The 16,292-nt window shown below is 65.1% G+C and carries 15 protein-coding genes; 2 read left to right on the top strand and 13 right to left on the bottom strand.

The window, feature by feature from the left end; translation table 11 throughout:
* Positions 1-19: 19 nt before the first annotated feature.
* Genes RFN30_RS12470 through RFN30_RS12460 form a run of 3 tightly spaced genes read right to left on the bottom strand, consistent with a single transcriptional unit; the run spans position 20 to position 3,310 of the window.
* Positions 20-1,021 carry a 4-hydroxyproline epimerase gene (locus RFN30_RS12470; RefSeq protein WP_320262372.1) on the bottom strand — a complete coding sequence of 334 codons (1,002 nt, stop codon included), beginning with the start codon at positions 1,019-1,021 and terminating at the stop codon, positions 20-22.
* 36 nt (positions 1,022-1,057) lie between these two features.
* The gene (locus tag RFN30_RS12465) at positions 1,058-2,365 is read right to left on the bottom strand and encodes an NAD(P)/FAD-dependent oxidoreductase (protein ID WP_320262371.1); all 1,308 of its coding nucleotides are present in this window, start codon (positions 2,363-2,365) and stop codon (positions 1,058-1,060) included.
* Positions 2,366-2,380: 15 nt separating this feature from the next.
* Positions 2,381-3,310, bottom strand: a complete 930-nt coding sequence (locus RFN30_RS12460) for a dihydrodipicolinate synthase family protein (RefSeq protein WP_320262370.1) — start codon at positions 3,308-3,310, stop codon at positions 2,381-2,383.
* A 68-nt stretch (positions 3,311-3,378) separates the two neighbouring features.
* On the opposite strand from RFN30_RS12460, the gene RFN30_RS12455 reads away from it, so the two are divergent.
* Positions 3,379-4,083 (top strand): GntR family transcriptional regulator, encoded by a 705-nt coding sequence (locus RFN30_RS12455; RefSeq protein WP_320262369.1) that lies wholly within the window; start codon positions 3,379-3,381, stop codon positions 4,081-4,083.
* A 51-nt stretch (positions 4,084-4,134) separates the two neighbouring features.
* Here RFN30_RS12455 and RFN30_RS12450 read toward each other — a convergent pair whose 3' ends face one another.
* From RFN30_RS12450 to RFN30_RS12440, 3 genes are all read right to left on the bottom strand, one after another.
* A complete protein-coding gene (locus tag RFN30_RS12450; protein ID WP_320262368.1) occupies positions 4,135-4,452 on the bottom strand; it encodes a hypothetical protein in 318 nt (105 codons plus the stop codon).
* Positions 4,453-4,711: 259 nt separating this feature from the next.
* Positions 4,712-5,017 (bottom strand): hypothetical protein, encoded by a 306-nt coding sequence (locus RFN30_RS12445; RefSeq protein WP_320262367.1) that lies wholly within the window; start codon positions 5,015-5,017, stop codon positions 4,712-4,714.
* 437 nt (positions 5,018-5,454) lie between these two features.
* Positions 5,455-6,951: a CoA-acylating methylmalonate-semialdehyde dehydrogenase gene (locus RFN30_RS12440; protein ID WP_320262366.1), complete on the bottom strand. Its 1,497-nt coding sequence runs from the start codon at positions 6,949-6,951 to the stop codon at positions 5,455-5,457.
* Between the two features lie 374 nt (positions 6,952-7,325).
* On the opposite strand from RFN30_RS12440, the gene RFN30_RS12435 reads away from it, so the two are divergent.
* Complete coding sequence (locus tag RFN30_RS12435; RefSeq protein ID WP_320262365.1) at positions 7,326-8,207, top strand: LysR family transcriptional regulator; 882 nt, start codon at positions 7,326-7,328, stop codon at positions 8,205-8,207.
* Positions 8,208-8,244: 37 nt separating this feature from the next.
* On the opposite strand, the gene RFN30_RS12430 is transcribed toward RFN30_RS12435, so the two are convergent.
* The 7 genes from RFN30_RS12430 to RFN30_RS12400 form a co-directional block, all read right to left on the bottom strand.
* The gene (locus RFN30_RS12430; protein ID WP_320262364.1) at positions 8,245-8,820 is read right to left on the bottom strand and encodes a hypothetical protein; all 576 of its coding nucleotides are present in this window, start codon (positions 8,818-8,820) and stop codon (positions 8,245-8,247) included.
* A gap of 91 nt (positions 8,821-8,911) precedes the next feature.
* Positions 8,912-10,171 carry a D-amino acid dehydrogenase gene (locus RFN30_RS12425; RefSeq protein ID WP_320262363.1) on the bottom strand — a complete coding sequence of 420 codons (1,260 nt, stop codon included), beginning with the start codon at positions 10,169-10,171 and terminating at the stop codon, positions 8,912-8,914.
* A gap of 90 nt (positions 10,172-10,261) precedes the next feature.
* On the bottom strand, positions 10,262-11,407 hold the full coding sequence (alr, locus tag RFN30_RS12420; protein ID WP_320262362.1) for an alanine racemase: 1,146 nt from the start codon (positions 11,405-11,407) through the stop codon (positions 10,262-10,264).
* A gap of 69 nt (positions 11,408-11,476) precedes the next feature.
* Positions 11,477-11,995 carry an RNA pyrophosphohydrolase gene (locus RFN30_RS12415; protein ID WP_430694638.1) on the bottom strand — a complete coding sequence of 173 codons (519 nt, stop codon included), beginning with the start codon at positions 11,993-11,995 and terminating at the stop codon, positions 11,477-11,479.
* Between the two features lie 136 nt (positions 11,996-12,131).
* Positions 12,132-13,331, bottom strand: coding sequence for a divergent polysaccharide deacetylase family protein (locus RFN30_RS12410; protein WP_320262360.1), 1,200 nt, complete (start codon positions 13,329-13,331; stop codon positions 12,132-12,134).
* A gap of 212 nt (positions 13,332-13,543) precedes the next feature.
* Entirely contained in the window at positions 13,544-14,875 is a 1,332-nt protein-coding gene (locus RFN30_RS12405) for a S41 family peptidase (RefSeq protein ID WP_168247415.1), read from the bottom strand.
* A 1-nt stretch (position 14,876) separates the two neighbouring features.
* Entirely contained in the window at positions 14,877-16,211 is a 1,335-nt protein-coding gene (locus RFN30_RS12400) for a murein hydrolase activator EnvC family protein (protein WP_320262359.1), read from the bottom strand.
* Positions 16,212-16,292 lie beyond the last annotated feature (81 nt).

Raw genomic sequence — 16,292 nt, 5'->3', positions numbered from 1 at the left:
CCTTCGACCTTTGACAGCATCAGGTGACGATAAATCCATGCGCGAACGGATCGCGATCGTCGATGAAGATGGTGTTCAATCCGGTCATGCGCGCCCAGCCGCCGATCGACGGGACAATCGCCGGTTTGCCGGCTACGCTGACCTCCTTTTCGACCCTGCCCTTGAACAGCGAGCCGATGATCGATTCATGCACGAAGCTGTCGCCCGCATTCAGTTTGCCCTTGGCGTGGAGTTGCGCCATCCGGGCCGAGGTGCCGGTGCCGCAAGGTGAGCGGTCGATCGCCTTGTCGCCATAGAAGACGGCGTTGCGCGCATCGGCCTCGGCATCTTTCGGCTTGCCGGTCCACAGCATGTGCGACAGCCGGTTGATGCCGGGGTTCTCCGGATGCACGAATGAATACTTCTCGTTGAGGCGCTGGCGCACCACCGGGCTCCAGGCGATGAGGTCGCCGGCCGAATGGTCGGCCATGTCGCGATAGTTCTCCTGCGGCTCGACGATGGCGTAGAAATTGCCGCCATAGGCGACGTCGACGCTGATCTCGCCAAGCACTGGGCATTCCACCGTCAGCCCTTCCACATAGAGGAAGGACGGCACGTTGGTGATGCGCACCTCCTCGACATATTCGCCGACCTGCTTGTATTCGGCGATGACCAGGCCGGCCGGGGTGTCGAGCCGCAGTACCCCCGGCGTCTTCGGCCTCACCAGTCCGTGCTCGATCGCCATCGTGACGGTGCCGATGGTGCCGTGGCCGCACATCGGCAGGCAGCCCGAGGTCTCGATGAACAGGATGGCGATATCGCAGTCCTCGCGTGTCGGCGGATAGAGGATCGAGCCCGACATCACGTCATGGCCGCGCGGCTCGAACATCAGCCCGGTGCGGATCCAGTCATACTCGGCGAGGAAATGCGCCCGCCGTTCCATCATCGTCGCGCCTTCAAGCAGCGGCCCGCCGCCGGCGACCAGCCGGACCGGATTGCCGCAGGTGTGGCCGTCGATGCAGAAGAAGGATTTCTTGGCCATGATGGCTCCCTGAAATATCAGAAATCTGAGGAATTGTCAGAACCGTTGCGGGCGGAAAGGGGTGAGGTCGAGCGGCGGCGGCTGCCCGAGAACGAGGTCGCGGATCAAGCGGCCGGTCGCAGCCGCCTGGGTCAGGCCGAGATGGCCGTGGCCGAAAGCGTAGAAGACGTTCGGCGCCCGCGCCCGGCCGATGACCGGCAGCGAATCCGGCAGCGACGGACGAAAGCCCATCCACTCGCGGCCGCCCGACGGATCGAGCCCGGGCAGGAAACGCCTGGCTTTTTCCAGCATCGCCTTCGAGCGCTGGAAATTAGGCGGCCGTTCGATGCCGCCGAGCTCGACGGCGCCGCCGACGCGCAGGCCCGTTTCCAGCGGCGTGATGACGAAGCCGTGTCCGGAAAAGATCAGCTGCCGTTTCACGTCGAAAGCCGACACCGGCAGCGTGGTGTTGTAACCGCGCTCGGTTTCCAGCGGGATGCGGTCGCCGAGATCTTTGGCCAGGAGATGCGACCAGGCACCGGCGGCGATGACAAGTCGCTTCGCCTTTCGGGCCGTGCCGTCGGCGAGCATGATCGTGGCGCCATTTGTTCCGGCCTCGATACGCTCGACCCGCGCGTGCACGAAGCGGGCGCCGAGCTTCTCCGCATAGGCCCAGACCGCCTTGCCGAGCAGCTTCGGATCGGCGACCGTCTTCCAGCTCGGCACAAAGGTGCCCTTGACGAAGCGCGGCGCGAGACCCGGCTGCAGCGCCGCCATCTCCTCGCCTTCGACATGGCGGAAACCGATACCGAAGCGTTCGCGCGCGCTCCAGCCGGACAGCGAGGCGCGAAACTCCGCCTCGCTTTCGTAGAGTTCGAGCGAGCCGTCCTCGCGCAGCATCGGCCGCGTGCCGGAGCGGTCGAGCAGGCCCATCCATTCCGCTTCGGCGAGCTTCATCATGCCGGCTTGCGCCGCGAGGCTTGCCTCGTAATGCTTGGCGGCGCCAGCGCGCCAAAAGCGGATCAGCCAGGGAAGCAGCTTCGGCAGATAGGCTGGCGGAATAGCCAGCGGCCCGAGCGGGTCGGCGAGCCATTTCGGCAACTGCCTGATCATGCCCTTATGCGCCAGCGGCAGCACGTCGGAGAAGGCGAAGGCGGCGGCGTTGCCCGAGCTCGTCTCCTCGCAGATGCCGGTGCGGTCGAAAATGGTGACGCCGCGCCCCGCCTCGGCGAGGTGGACCGCTGCGCAGATGCCGATGATGCCGCCGCCTATGATGGCGATGTCTTCTCCTTCTCCCCGTTCACAGGGAGAAGATGCCCGAAGGGCGGATGAGGGGCGGCGCCCCTCTTCGGAATTTCCCTGCACGCGAATGCTTACCCCTTACTCGGCCGCTACCATGCTCTCCACCGGTCGAGAAAAATCCGCCGGCAGTTGCGGCCGCACGGCCAGCGCATCCCTGACGATCTTTTCCACCGCCTTGCGGCGCTCGCCCGACAGCGGCTGGCGCGGCATGCGAACGCGGTCATTGGTATCGATCGCCAGCGCTTCGGCAAGCTTGATGTTTTGGACCAGATAGGTCGAGACATCGAGGTCGAGCAGCGGCCGGAACCAGCGGTAGATCTTCAGCGCCTCCTCGCGGCGGCCGTTTCTCATCAGCTGGTAGATGGCGACGGTCTCGCGCGGGAAGGCGGTGACAAGGCCGGCCACCCAGCCGATGGCGCCGACCGACAGCGCCTCGAAGGCGAGGTTGTCGACGCCGGTGAAGAGATCGTAGCGGTCGCCGAGGCGATTGATGATCTCGGTCGAGCGGCGGATGTCGTCGGACGATTCCTTGATGGCGACGAAGCGCTCGTCCGATGCCAGCTCCTCCATCAGGTCGACAGTGACGTCGACGCGATAGGCGAGCCGGTTGGAGTAGATCATGACCGGCAGGTCGCCGGCTTCCGCGACGGCGCGAAGGGCTGCGACCGTTTCTTCCTGGTCGGTGTGGTAGATCGGGCTCGGCACCACCATCAGGCCGTTGGCGCCTTCCCTGGCGGCACGGCGCGCGATGCTTGCCGCTTCGCGGGTGCCGGGCTCGTTGACGGTCAGCAGCACCGGCTTCTTGCCGGCGACCTTCTGCGCCGTCTTCAGCACCTCGATCTTCTCGTCATGCGAAAGCATCGGCCCTTCGCCAAGCGAGCCGCAGACGATGATGCCGTCGCAGCCGGCCTCCATCTGCAATCCGTAGCAGCGCTCCATCTCGGCATGGTCGAGGCGATCATCGGCGGTGAATTTGGTCGTGACTGCGGGGAAAACTCCGGCCCACATGGCTATTGCTCCTCTGATATATCAGTCGTATATCTATTAAGAATTGGTCTGTCAACGCTGAATCCGTTATGATATATGAAAAATATATCAGGAGCCTGTCATTGATCTCCCCACTGATATCCATTGAGACCAACACGACCTTCGAACCGGCGGCGACCAAGGCCTATCGCGCGCTGGAGCACATGATCGTAACCCTCGAGCTGGCGCCATCGAGCTTCGTCACCGAAGGCGCACTGATCGAGCGGCTGGGTCTCGGGCGCACCCCGGTGCGCGAGGCGATCCAGAGGCTTGCCTGGGAAGGCCTGTTGGATATCAGGCCGCGCGCCGGCATCGCGGTCGCGCCGCTTCACCCCGGCGACTGGCTGCGCGTCATCGACGCCAGGCGCGGCGTCGAGGTGGTGCTCGCCCGCTCCGCCGCCCGCTTCGTCACCCGCGAGGCGGCCGACCTGTTTCACGAGGCGGCCCTTGCCATGCAGAAGGCGGTGATCTCCGGCAACGTGCTTGCCTTCATCCAGGCCGACAAGCAGCTCGACGAGGCGTTGGCGCTCGCCGCCGACAATCCGTTCGCGGCGCGCGTGGCCGCGCCCCTGCAGACGCACAGCCGGCGCTTCTGGTTCCGTTACAAGGCGGATACCGGGCTCGCCGAATCGGCCGAGCACCATGTCGCGCTGATCCGCTCGATCCTCGACGGCGACGAGGAAGCCGCCGCCAAAGATGCCAAGAAGCTGATGGCGCTGCTGCGCGGCCACGCCGAGGTGGCCGCGACGCGCTGACCGGAGCAGTTCAGCCTTCGCCGAACCGCTCCGTTTGGTCATTTGCGCAACTCAACCGCCCGGCTGCCGGACCGCGGTGGCCAGCGTGTCTTCCCATCCGTCGCCCGCCGCCAGGATGCAGCTTTGGCCTTTGACGTCGGTCATCAGGATGGTCCAGGTCCCTTTTGCCGAGACAAAGACCTCGAAGATGGCCACTTCTCCGGCCACGCCATAGCCCAGCCGCTTCTCCTCGAATGCCGCCGCCAGTCTCGAGACCAGATAGTCATGGCCGCCGCAGATGACCTGCGCCTGCACCGGGAAAGACGACAGCGCCATCACGGCGCCGACCGCCGCCAGCTTTATGCATCGATACGAAAAAATGCGTGCCATAGGGCACCTCCTTTGCCTTCGCATTCCGGCAAGGGAGGCACATTCGGCCACCTCAGTGTGCCGGAACGCTCCAGGCCGGATTCGACGTCTTCATCGCGTCACTCCTTCTGGTTTCCGGTCTGTCGCAGGGAGATCATCACTCCCTGGATTCGATATGGTGAACCCAAGCCCCGTAAACAAGCGGGCGCTACTGGAGGGCATCTGGGTCGGCTTTTGCTCAAAAACCGTGGCAAGAGGCTCGGCCCGGCATCCTCGGTGTTCAAGTGCCTGGCAATGCCGCGTTGATCGTCGGGCTATCCCAACCCTCGCCGACGGAGAGAATGCAGCTTTGCCCCTTGGTGTCGGAGGCAAGAACGGTCCAGCTGCCCTGGTCGGAAACAAAAATCTCAAGCACGACGTTCGGATTGATCAGCCCGCGTCCTGCTTCGCTCTCGTGAAACTTGTCGCCGAGCGCCTTGATGATGTCGGCGCGCGGGGCGCATTGCGCGGCCGCACTGGCCTGGACGGTCCCGCCGGCTATCGCAGCCGCGGCAAGGCACATCGTTGCCATAAGAAATCGTGTCATCTGACACCTCCTCGCGCCAGACGAGAACCCCGGCAGCAACCGGCGCTGTTTGATTGGCCTGCACGCATTGCAGGAATACAGCCTAAGGCGGATGGCTGCCTGTTGGTTCCATCACACAGCGATGGAATTATTAGAATGCGCAGATGCTTCCCTGACGTGCAACGTCGAAAATGGTGTACCGCAAGTTGCGCTGCGGGTTGGAGAGATGCGCCGGGCAACGCTGCAAGCTTGCCTGCGATATGAATGAGGTGAGGCCAAATCGCCTGCTCCGTAGATCCAAAAAGAAAGCGCGGCTCGCACCGCGCTTTCTCAGTGATGGCTCTCAGAGGACCGGTCAGTTCATCGTCGGGATGACGAATTCCGCGCCGTCCTTGATGCCTTGCCGCGCGCCCGCAGCCGCAACGCGGCGAGGACGCGCAAACAAGGAAACCGTCGGGCTAGTTCATCGTCGGAATGACGAATTCAGCGCCATCCTTGATGCCCGACGGCCAGCGCGAGGTGACCGTCTTGGTCTTGGTGTAGAAGCGGAACGCGTCCGGGCCATGCTGGTTGAGGTCGCCGAAGGACGACGCCTTCCAGCCGCCGAAGGTGTAGTAGGCGATCGGCACCGGGATCGGTACGTTGACGCCGACCATGCCGACCTGGACCCTGGAAGCGAAGTCTCGCGCGGCGTCGCCGTCGCGGGTGAAGATGGCAACGCCATTGCCCATCTCGTGGTCGTTGGCAAGCTTGATGGCGTTCTCGTAGGTCGGCGCACGCACGACGGAGAGCACCGGCCCGAAGATCTCTTCCTTGTAGATGCGCATGTCGGCCGTCACATTGTCGAACAGGCAGCCGCCCATATAGTAGCCGTCTTCATAGCCCTGCATCTTGAAGCCGCGGCCGTCGACGACCAGCTTGGCGCCTTCCTTGACGCCGATGTCGACATAGCCCTTGACGCGCTCCAGCGCTTGGCGCGTCACCAGCGGGCCGAAATCGGCCGAGGAGTCGGTCGACGGACCGACCTTCAGGCTTTCGACACGCGGCACCAGCTTTTCCATCAGACGGTTGGCGGTGTCGTTGCCGACCGGCACCGCCACCGAGATCGCCATGCAGCGCTCGCCGGCCGAGCCGTAGCCGGCGCCGACGAGGGCATCGACGGTCTGGTCCATGTCGGCGTCGGGCATGATGATCATGTGGTTCTTGGCGCCGCCGAAGCACTGCACGCGCTTACCGGCCGCGCAGCCGCGCGCATAGATATACTGGGCGATCGGCGTCGAGCCGACGAAGCCGACGGCCTTGATGTCCGGATCGTCGAGGATGGCGTCGACCACTTCCTTGTCGCCGTTGACGACGTTGAGCACGCCTTCCGGCAGGCCGGCCTCGATGAATAGCTCCGCGATGCGCAGCGGCACGCCCGGATCGCGCTCCGACGGCTTCAGGATGAAGGCATTGCCGCAGGCGATCGCCGGAGCGATCTTCCACAGCGGGATCATGGCCGGGAAGTTGAACGGGGTGATGCCGGCGACGACGCCGAGCGGCTGGCGCATCGAATAGGTGTCGATGCCCGGGCCGGCGCCATCGGTGAACTCGCCCTTCATCATATGCGGCGCGCCGATGCAGACCTCAACCACCTCGAGGCCGCGCTGGATGTCGCCGCGCGCGTCGGCAATGGTCTTGCCATGCTCGCGCGCCAGGATGTCGGCCAGCTCGTCATAGTCGCGCTGGACCAGTTCGAGGAACTTCATCAGCACGCGCACGCGGCGCTGCGGGTTGGTGGCTCCCCACTTGAGCTGCGCCGCCTTGGCGTTCTCGACCGCGGCGCGCAGTTCCTGCGCCGAGGCCAGCGCCACTGTGGCGCGCACGGAACCGTCCATCGGCTGCATCACATCCTGCTTGCGGCCGCTGGTGCCGGCGACACGCTTGCCGCCGATGAAATGACCGTATTCGATCATGGTTTCTCTCCCTGTTTGATGATGCGCCATTGTCCGCCTTTGCGGCGGCGATGGCAACGCGAGCCAGAACGCAACCGTTGTGCGGAAAATAGACAACGGCCGGACGCTGTGCATTAATTGCCGCAAATGACGATGCTGCCCGATCGTTGAAAAGGATTGAAGGTTGAGTTCCTTCACACCCCCCTCTGTCCTGCCGGACATCTCCCCCGCAAGGGGGGAGATTGGCGGTTTCCTTGATGGCGCCTCTCCTCAAACGTTGGCGATAGGCGAAAGCGGGCGCGACATCCAATCTCCCCCCTTGCGGGGGAGATGGCCGGCAGGCCAGAGAGGGGTTGGCGGGAACGCAACGCGCGCAATTAGTCCGGACCACCCCCATGAACTGGGATGACGTCCGCATCTTTCTCGCCGTGGCGCGCGCCGGCCAGATCCTCGGCGCGGCCAAACGGCTGGAGCTCAACCACGCCACCGTATCGCGCCGCATCGCGGCGCTAGAGGACGCGCTGCGCACGAAACTTTTCCGTCGCCTGACCACCGGCAGCGAGCTGACGCCGGCCGGCGAGCGTTTCCTCGACATTGCCGAGCGCATGGAGAGCGACATGATCGCCGCGCGCTCGACCATCGCCGGCGAGGGCGACGACGTCTCCGGCACGGTGCGCATCGGCGCGCCCGATGGTTTTGGTGTTGCCTTCCTCGCCAAGCGGCTCGGCGAGCTGACCGCGCTCCACCGCGAGCTCACCATCCAGCTGGTGCCGGTGCCGCGTTCCTTCTCGCTGTCGCGGCGCGAGGCCGATATCGCCATCACCGTCGAGCGGCCGACCGAAGGCCGATTGGTGGCGGGGAAGCTGGTCGACTATACGCTCGGGCTGTTCGCCTCCCGCGCCTATGCCGAGGCGAACGGCCTGCCGAGGACGGCAGCCGATCTCGGCCGGCACACGCTGATCGGTTACGTGCCCGATCTCATCGTCAGCCCCTCGCTCGACTATGCCGCCGAGTTCAGCCCCGACTGGCGCTCTAGCTTCGCCATCTCCTCGGCGCTCGGCCAGGCGGAAGCCGTGCGTTCCGGCGCCGGCATCGGCATCCTGCACACCTTCGTCGCCCGCTCGATGCCGGAGCTGGTGCCGGTCGACATCGTGGCGCCCATCCGCCGCGCCTACTGGCTGGTCTATCACGAATCGGTGAGACCGCTGCGCCGCGTCCAGCTCGTCGCCAATTTCATTACCAAGGCCGTGGAGCGGGAAAAGGGGCTGTTCGTCTAATGCCGCCCAAAAGCGCGACGCGCTTTGGGTCCCGCCTTCAAGGCGCATCGAGGGCGAAAGAGTTCACAACCTTCTCGGCCTCATCGGCAAACGGCGCCCACATCCGGGCGGCATCCTCGGCGCTGTCGCCCATCAGCCCGCAGGTGACGAAGCCATACCGATCGCTGCGTATCGAAATGGCGATCTTGGCATGGCCATAGAAGCTGGCATTGCCGTCGCCGAGCCGGAAATCCATGTCGGCTATCCGCACCGGATAGCCATCCGGGAAATGCGCCAGCCTGTCCTTGCTGAAACTGGCCGAACCGAAGGCCGCGCCGATCAGCGTGTGCCAATCGTCCAGCGACCAGTCCTTCTCGACGAAGGCCCTGGGATCGGGCGGATTGTCCGGAGCGGTGGGATCATAGAGATTTTCCGATACCCTGCAGGTCAGGCCTCTTTCGCCGGATTTGACCTTGAGCCGCATGGTTTCGCTGGATGTGGTCTCGCTCGTCCATCCCTCCGGATAGGTCAGCGAGAAACCATGCTCCTTGTCGTGGACGGTCTTGTCCGCGGCCAGCGCGGCCGAGGCGCAGACCAGATATCCGGTCGCTGCAATCAAAAGAAATGGGCGCATCAAAACGTCCCCCACCATGGCCGACGATAGCACAACCGGCGCTTCGACAGCTTAAAGCGCCGCGCCTCAGTCCTTTTCGTCGCGACGCGCTTTAAGCCTTGACGTAGCGATCCGGGCTGAGGTCGAGCGCGTTGATCTCCGGCACACGGTTGGACATGATATCGGAAAGCACCCTGGCCGAGCCACAGGCCATGGTCCAGCCCAGCGTGCCGTGACCGGTGTTGAGATAGAGGTTGGACAGCTCGCTCTGTCCGACCAGCGGCGGCCCGTCCGGCGTCATCGGCCGCAAGCCGCACCAGAAGGTCGCCGCCTTGAGGTTGCCGCCGCCCGGGAACAAGTCGCCGACGGAGTGCTCGAGCGTACGGCGCCGCGATTCATGCAGGCGAAGGTCGAAGCCCGAAATCTCCGCGGTGCCGCCGACCCGGATGCGATCGCCGAGCCTGGTGATCGCCACCTTGTAGGTCTCGTCCATGACCGTCGACACCGGCGCCGCCGCCGCATCCGTGATCGGCACGGTGATCGAATAGCCCTTGACCGGATAGACCGGGATCGGCCGCTTCATCTTGCGCATGAAGGGGGCCGAATAGCTGCCCAGCGCCATCACATAGGCGTCCGCCGTCCGCCAGCCCTTGTCGGTGCCGACCTGGACGACGCGGTTGCGGTTCCTGACGACGCGCCGGATGGTCGTGCCGTATTCGAAGGTGACGCCACGCGCAACGCAAAGCTCCGCCAGCTTCTCGGTGAACAATTTGCAGTCCCCGGTTTCGTCGCCGGGCAATCTCAGCCCGCCGACGAATTTTTCCCGCACGCCGGCCAGCGCCGGCTCGGCCGCGATGCAGCCGTCCCGGTCGAGGATCTCATAGGGAACGCCATATCTCTTCAGCACCTCGACGTCGCCGCCTGTGCCGTCGAGCTGCTTCTGCTTGCGGAAAAGCTGCAGCGTGCCCTTGGACCGCTCGTCATAGGCGATCCCGGTCGCAGCACGCAGCGCCTTCAGCGTGTCGCGGCTGTATTCGGCGACAGGCACCATGCGCGACTTGTTGAGCGCATAGCGCTCGGCCGTGCAGTTGCGCAGCATCTTGATGAGCCACGTCCACATATGCGGATCGAAGGCCGGCCGCACCACCAGCGGACCGTATTTCATCAGAAGCCATTTGACCGCCTTGACCGGAATGCCGGGCCCTGCCCATGGCGAGGCATAGCCGGGCGACACCTCGCCGGCATTGGCAAAGCTGGTCTCCAGCGCCGGCCCCTGCTGCCGGTCGATGACCGTGACTTCGTGGCCGGCCTCGGCAAGGAAGTAGGCGGTGGTGACCCCGATCACGCCGCCGCCCAGAACCAGGACTTTCATTCTATGCTCCCTCAAAGCCGGCCACACGCTTGGCAGCGTTGCCCCTTTCATCTGTCTGCCGGATTTTGTTGCGCCCGCCAAGTAGGGCAGTTACGCGCCGATGTAGCGGCGGTGAAAGCGCGCACCCAGGCTGGTCAGGATTTCGTAGCCGATGGTGCCGGCATGCGCCGCCGCGTCGTCGAGGCTTTGCGACTGGCCGATGAGCTCGACGAGGTCCCCCTCGCCCAGCCTGCCGGCCGGAAGCGCTGAAATGTCGAGGATGATCGAATCCATCGAAACCCGCCCGACGAAAGGCAGCCGCACGCCCTCGAACCAGGCGGCCGAAGCGGCGCGCCGGTGCCAGCCATCGGCATAGCCGAGCGAGATCGTCGCCAGCCTCAGTGGTCCGCGCGAGTGATAGGTGTGGCCGTAGCCGATGCCGGCGCCTTCTTCCACGCTGCGCGTCTGCGCCACCTTCGCCTGCAGTCGCACCACCGGCAGCATCGGGTTGGTCTCGCCCGGCGTCGGGTTGATACCGTAGAGCGCGGCGCCGGGACGGGCGAGATCGTAGTGATACAACGGCCCCAGGAAGATTCCGGACGAGTTGGCGAGCGAGGCAGGGGCCGCAGGCAACGCCTTCCGCAGCCGTTCGAAGGCCAGCCACTGTTGTTCGTTCGCCGGATTGCGGGGCTCGTCGGCGCAGGCGAGATGGCTCATCACGAAGCGGATGTCGATGCCGTCGAAAGCATCCGTCCCGAGCGCCTCGACATCGGCCGGCGGCATGCCCAGCCGTGACATGCCGCTGTCGACCTGGACCGCGGCCGGCAGCTTTCGACCGGCGGCACGCGCCGCTTCACGCCACGCTCCCAGTTGAGCGATGCTGTTGATGACGGGATGAAGCCCGGCCGCGAGAGCTTCCGATTCGGAGCCCGGCGGCAGGCCGTTGAGGACGAAGATGTCATGTCCCGGCCCAAGCGCCTTGCGCAGCGCGATGCCCTCGCTGAGCAGGGCGACGAAGAAGATGTCGCAGCCTTCCCTGATCAGCGCCGATGCCACCTGCGCGGCGCCGAGACCATAGCCGTCGGCCTTGAGCACGCCGGCGCAGCGCACGCCCGCCAGCCGCGCTTTCAGCCGCCGGTAGTTTTCCCGGATGGCGCCGAGATCGATGGTCAGGATCGCGCCGGCCGCCGTTTCGCTGACCGTCGAATTGTCGGCGCCATCTGGAACCGGGAAACCGCGTCCGGTGTCGTCATTCATGGCGACCCCCTTATTGTATCAAGGGCAATCATTAGGACGCCGATGCCAGCGCGGCAACAGTAGCCTGTTCTAGCGGACCAGATGCTCGAAAGCCCCCACCACCTGCTCGTAGACCTTACGCTTGAACGGCACGATGAGCTCAGGCAGTTCCTGCATCGGCCGCCATGCCCATTGATCGAATTCGGCCTTGTGGCCGCCGGGCGGAGGGTTGATCTGGATTTCGCTTTCGTCGCCCTCGAAGCGATAGGCGAACCATTTCTGCGTCTGGCCGCGATAGCGCCCCTTGAAGGCGACGCCGACCAGATGCGGCGGCAGGTCGTAGTTGATCCAGTGCGGCGCTTCGGCAAGCAGCGACACGCTGCGCATGCCGGTTTCTTCGTAAAGCTCCCGCTCCGCCGCCGCGAGCGGCTCCTCGCCCTCGTCGATGCCGCCCTGCGGCATCTGCCAGAGTTTCGTGGTGCCGGAAAACTCGCTGTCGGGCTCGGCAATGCGATGGCCGACCCAGACCAGCCCGGCGCGGTTGAGGATCATCAGCCCGACACAGGGACGATAAGGTAACGTTTCGGGATCGATCATCTTCTTGGACATTCCGGGTTCCGGCATCGGCGAGAAGCCGATGACTGAAGCGCGTCGCGCTGAGACGGATTCAGTCGACGCGCTTCAGGTCTTTGTTTTTATGCATGTCGTTTGCGCAAAACCGCTGCACACTTTTGCGCGACATGCATTAGCCTTTCTGGGGATCGATGGCGACAGCGGAAATGGGCACGATCTCGATGCCGCGCTTCTTCGCTTCCGCCACCCAGGACGTCACCGTGTCGATGGTGATATCGAAGGCCGAGCCGATGCCGACGGCGCTGCCCTTGGCCCGCGCGGTCGCCTCGAGGCTGTCAAGCTTCTTCAGGATCTCGCCGCGGTCCTGCACCGCGTCGATCGCCATGTCGCCGGCCACGAAAGGCACGCCGTCCTTCAGCGCGAGGTCGGGCGCCAGGCTCCGCGCGGACGATCCGTCATCGACATAGGCAAGGCCACGCTTGCCGAGCTCGGCCATGAACGGTCCCATCGCATTTGCATCGGCCGAGAAGCGCGCGCCCATATAGTTCATGACGCCGGTATAGTTGGTCGTCCTGGACAGCGCCCAGTGCAGGCTCTTCAGGTTGTCGTCCGGGCTTGCCGAGACCGTCAGCGTGTTGCGCCCCGGATTGACGTTCGGATAGTCGAACGGCTCCAGCGGTATCTGCATGACGATCTCGTGCCCGCTCTGGCGTGCCGCCTTCATCCAGCGGTCGATACTATTGCCCTGCGGCGCGAAAGCCAGCGTGACTTCGGCCGGCAATTTGGCGATCGCCGCCTGCGTGCCGGTCTGCGAGACCGCGAGCCCGCCGATGACGATCGCCACGCGCGCGCCGCGCGCGCCGGACCACGGCCGCGCATAGACGTCGAACGGCCGCCTGCCGTCGGCGGAACGGACCGGCAGCGGGCCGCTGTCGCTGGCCTCGATCAACGCCCTGTCGGGGATATGCGCGACCTTCAGGTTCTGCCCGAGCGTCGAGGGATCGCGGATGACGATGCCGGCTTTGGGCGGGCTGTCGCCTTCTTCGGTCTGGACATGGATGATCTGCGGGCCGCCGCTCTTCGTCGGCGTGCTCGCATTGGGGCTCGCCGTCGCCGCCTCGGCCGGTGCCGGCGTCGCCGCCGGTGCCGGCGCAGGGGTTGGCGCCTCGGTGACCTTCGGCGTCGAAACGGCTATCTCCGACGGCTTGCGGAAAGGTTTTTCACGCAATGCGATCGCACCGGAAATGCCGATCACGGCGAGGATGGCAACCGCTGCGCCAAGCGTGCCGGCGCCGATGCCGCGGGCGGCGGGGCGCTGAGGCCGGAGCGTCTGTCCGAGCGGGCGTTCGATATCCTTGCCGGTGTCAGCCAAGCCGCATCCCCAGGCCCGTGGCGCGGCTGATCGGATCAGCGTAGCTGATCGAATCGTCAGCGCTCACGCGCGAATTCAAAAAATCAGGCGCCCCGGCGCCTCGTTCCCGAATCAACTTGTCCCCGAATCAAACTGCCGGAACCTTGCGGTCCCGGCAGCATTGCATCGCTTCGGTCGGTCGGCCAGAGCGATATGCTCCGGCCATCCCGCCTTTACTGGTTCAGCACAGCCTTGTCCGGGTTCGGCGGGAAGGCCGGATCGGTCTTTTGGCCGCGCAGCAGCTGTTCTGCATAGATCAGCTGCAGGTCGTCTTTCGGTTCCGGCGGCACATAGGCGGCCGAGCCCGAACCGGTCGAGCTCTCGTCGGCGCCCTTGATGTGGCCCTTGAGGTCGGATTCGCCACGGGTCAGGTCCCTGCCCTGCAGGTCCGGCGGCAGCGGCTGGTCGACCTTGATGTCGGGCGTGATGCCCTTGCCTTGGATCGACTTGCCCGACGGCGTGTAATAGAGCGCCGTGGTCAGCCTGAGCGCGCCGTTCTCGCCGAGCGGGATGATGGTCTGCACCGAACCCTTGCCGAACGACTGCGTGCCGACGACGGTGGCGCGGCGCAGATCCTGCAGCGCGCCGGCGACGATCTCGGACGCGCTTGCCGAACCGCCATTGACCAGCACGATCAGCGGCTTGCCGCCGATGTCGTCGTTCTGCTTCGGCTTGGCGTCGAAGCGGGTGACGTCCTTCGGATCGCGGCCGCGGGTCGACACGATTTCGCCGCGCTTCAGGAAGGCATCCGACACGCTCACCGCCTGGTCGAGCAGGCCGCCCGGATTGAGGCGCAGGTCGAGCACATAGCCCTTCAGCTTGTCGTTTGGCACCTGCTTCTTGATGTTCTCGATGGCGTTCTCGAGATCGTCATAGGTCTTTTCGGTGAAGGAGGTGATCTTCATGTAGCCGACGTCGTTCTCGACCCGGTACTTCACCGCCTTGACCTTGATGATGTCGCGCACGACCGTCAGCTCGATCGGCTTGTCGGCGCCCTGGCGCAGGATGGTGAGCTTGATCGGCGTGTTGACCGGGCCGCGCATCTTCTCGACGGCATCGTTGAGTGTGAGCCCGCGCACCTCCTCGCCGTCGATCTTGGCGATGTAGTCGCCGGCAAGCACGCCCGCCTTGGCGGCCGGCGTATCGTCGATCGGCGTGATCACCTTGACGAGGTCGTTTTCCATCGTGACCTCGATGCCGAGGCCGCCGAACTCGCCCTTGGTCTGCACGCGCATGTCCTGCGCCTGTTCGGCATTCATGTACGAGGAGTGCGGGTCGAGCGAGGCGAGCATTCCGTTGATGGCGTTCTCGACCAGCGACTTGTCGTCCGGGGGCGTCACATATTGCGCACGCACGCGCTCGAAGATGTCGCCGAAGATCGCCAGTTGCTTGTAGGTCTCGGAACCCGCAGCGTTCGCCGCCGAGCCGGGCGCGCCGTAGACCAGGCTCATTGCCGATGCGCCCATCAGCGCGCCGGCAAACAGAAGCGACAATTTCCGCATCATTTCACGTCCTTCCAGAAAATCGGTCCGCCCACCAGGGGTTCGGATCGACGGGTTTTCCATCCTTGCGGAACTCCACATAGAGCTCCGGCGTGGCATTTCCATTCTGCGAAGCCGAGGTGCTTGCCACCCGGGCCTCTCCCATCGCGCCGACCGGCTCTCCTGCGAGCACCGACTGTCCGGTCGCGACGCTGATTCTGCTCATCCCAGCCAGGACGACATGATACCCGTCGCCCGCATTGAGGATCAAGAGTTGACCATAGGAACGAAACGGCCCCGCATAAAGCACATTTCCATCCGCCGGCGCGGTGACGATGGCTCCCGATTGTGTCGCAACCATGTCGCCCTGCATCATTGCGCCATTGCCGTCGTCGGTTCCGAATCGCCGTTTGATCTTGCCGATGACCGGCAGCGCGATCTGGCCCTGCAGCGCCGCGAACGGGGCGGAAGCGGTCAAACGGTTGCCCTCCGGCACCGGCGGCGCGGCGGGCTCCGTCGTGGATGCCGTCGTATCGCCGTCCGCCGATTTCCGATCGGCCGCCCTGGCCTGGTCGGCCGCCTTGCGCGCCTTGTCGGCCTCGAGCGAGGCGATGAGGTCCTTGAGGCTGCTGGCCCTGGTCGCCAGCTGCTGCGAGCGCTGCTGCTCGGCGGCCAAAGCCGCTTCGGTATCGGCCTGCAGCTTCTGCTTGGCCTCGAGCAGCATGGTCAGCCGCTTCTTTTCCGCCGTCTGCTCGGTAACGGCGGCGGTGAGCCGCCCCCGCTCGGCCTCGATCGAGGCCGTCACCCGGGTCTGCTCCTTGAGATCGGCGAGCAGCCTGTCGGTCTGCTGGCGCAGTTCCGGCACGACGGCGCCGAGTAGGATGGCGCTGCGCACCGACGACAGCGCGTCCTCCGGCTTGACCAGGATCGCCGGCGGCGGGTTGAGCCCCATGCGCTGCAGGGCGCCGAGCACCTCGGCGAGCACGTCGCGCCGCGCCACCAGCGAGGCGTGCAGCTTCTCTTCCTCGGCCTTGAGCCCTTCCAGCTTGGCGCCGATGTCCTCGATGTCCTGGCCGAGCTTCTGCTCGGTCATGGCCGACTGGATCAGCGCCGCGCTGATCGAGGCATGGTCCTTCTTGACCGTCGCGACGTCGGCGGCGAGCTTGGCCAGCCGCTCGGAGGACAAGGTGATATCCTTGGAGACCTGCTCGTATTCGGCGCGGCTCCGGTCGGGGTCCGGCGCGACATCGAGCGTGTTTTCCGCGGCCATGGCCGGCCCGAGCGCAATCAGCGCGGCGACAAAGGTCAAGCCGCAGCGGCTGCGCCAGGCGCGCGTTCTCGAATTCCAGCCTTCAAACATCCGGCCTCGACTCTATCCGCCGCTTCGTTAACGAACCATCAACCATGTTAGAGCACCCGCAACAACTGTGGTGTGGGACCA

The organism is Mesorhizobium dulcispinae (assembly GCF_033977345.1).
Taxonomy (GTDB): Bacteria; Pseudomonadota; Alphaproteobacteria; order Rhizobiales; family Rhizobiaceae; genus Mesorhizobium; species Mesorhizobium dulcispinae.
The sequence above is the reverse complement of the archived record's forward strand: the minus strand, read 5'-3'. Positions and strand labels throughout refer to the sequence as shown.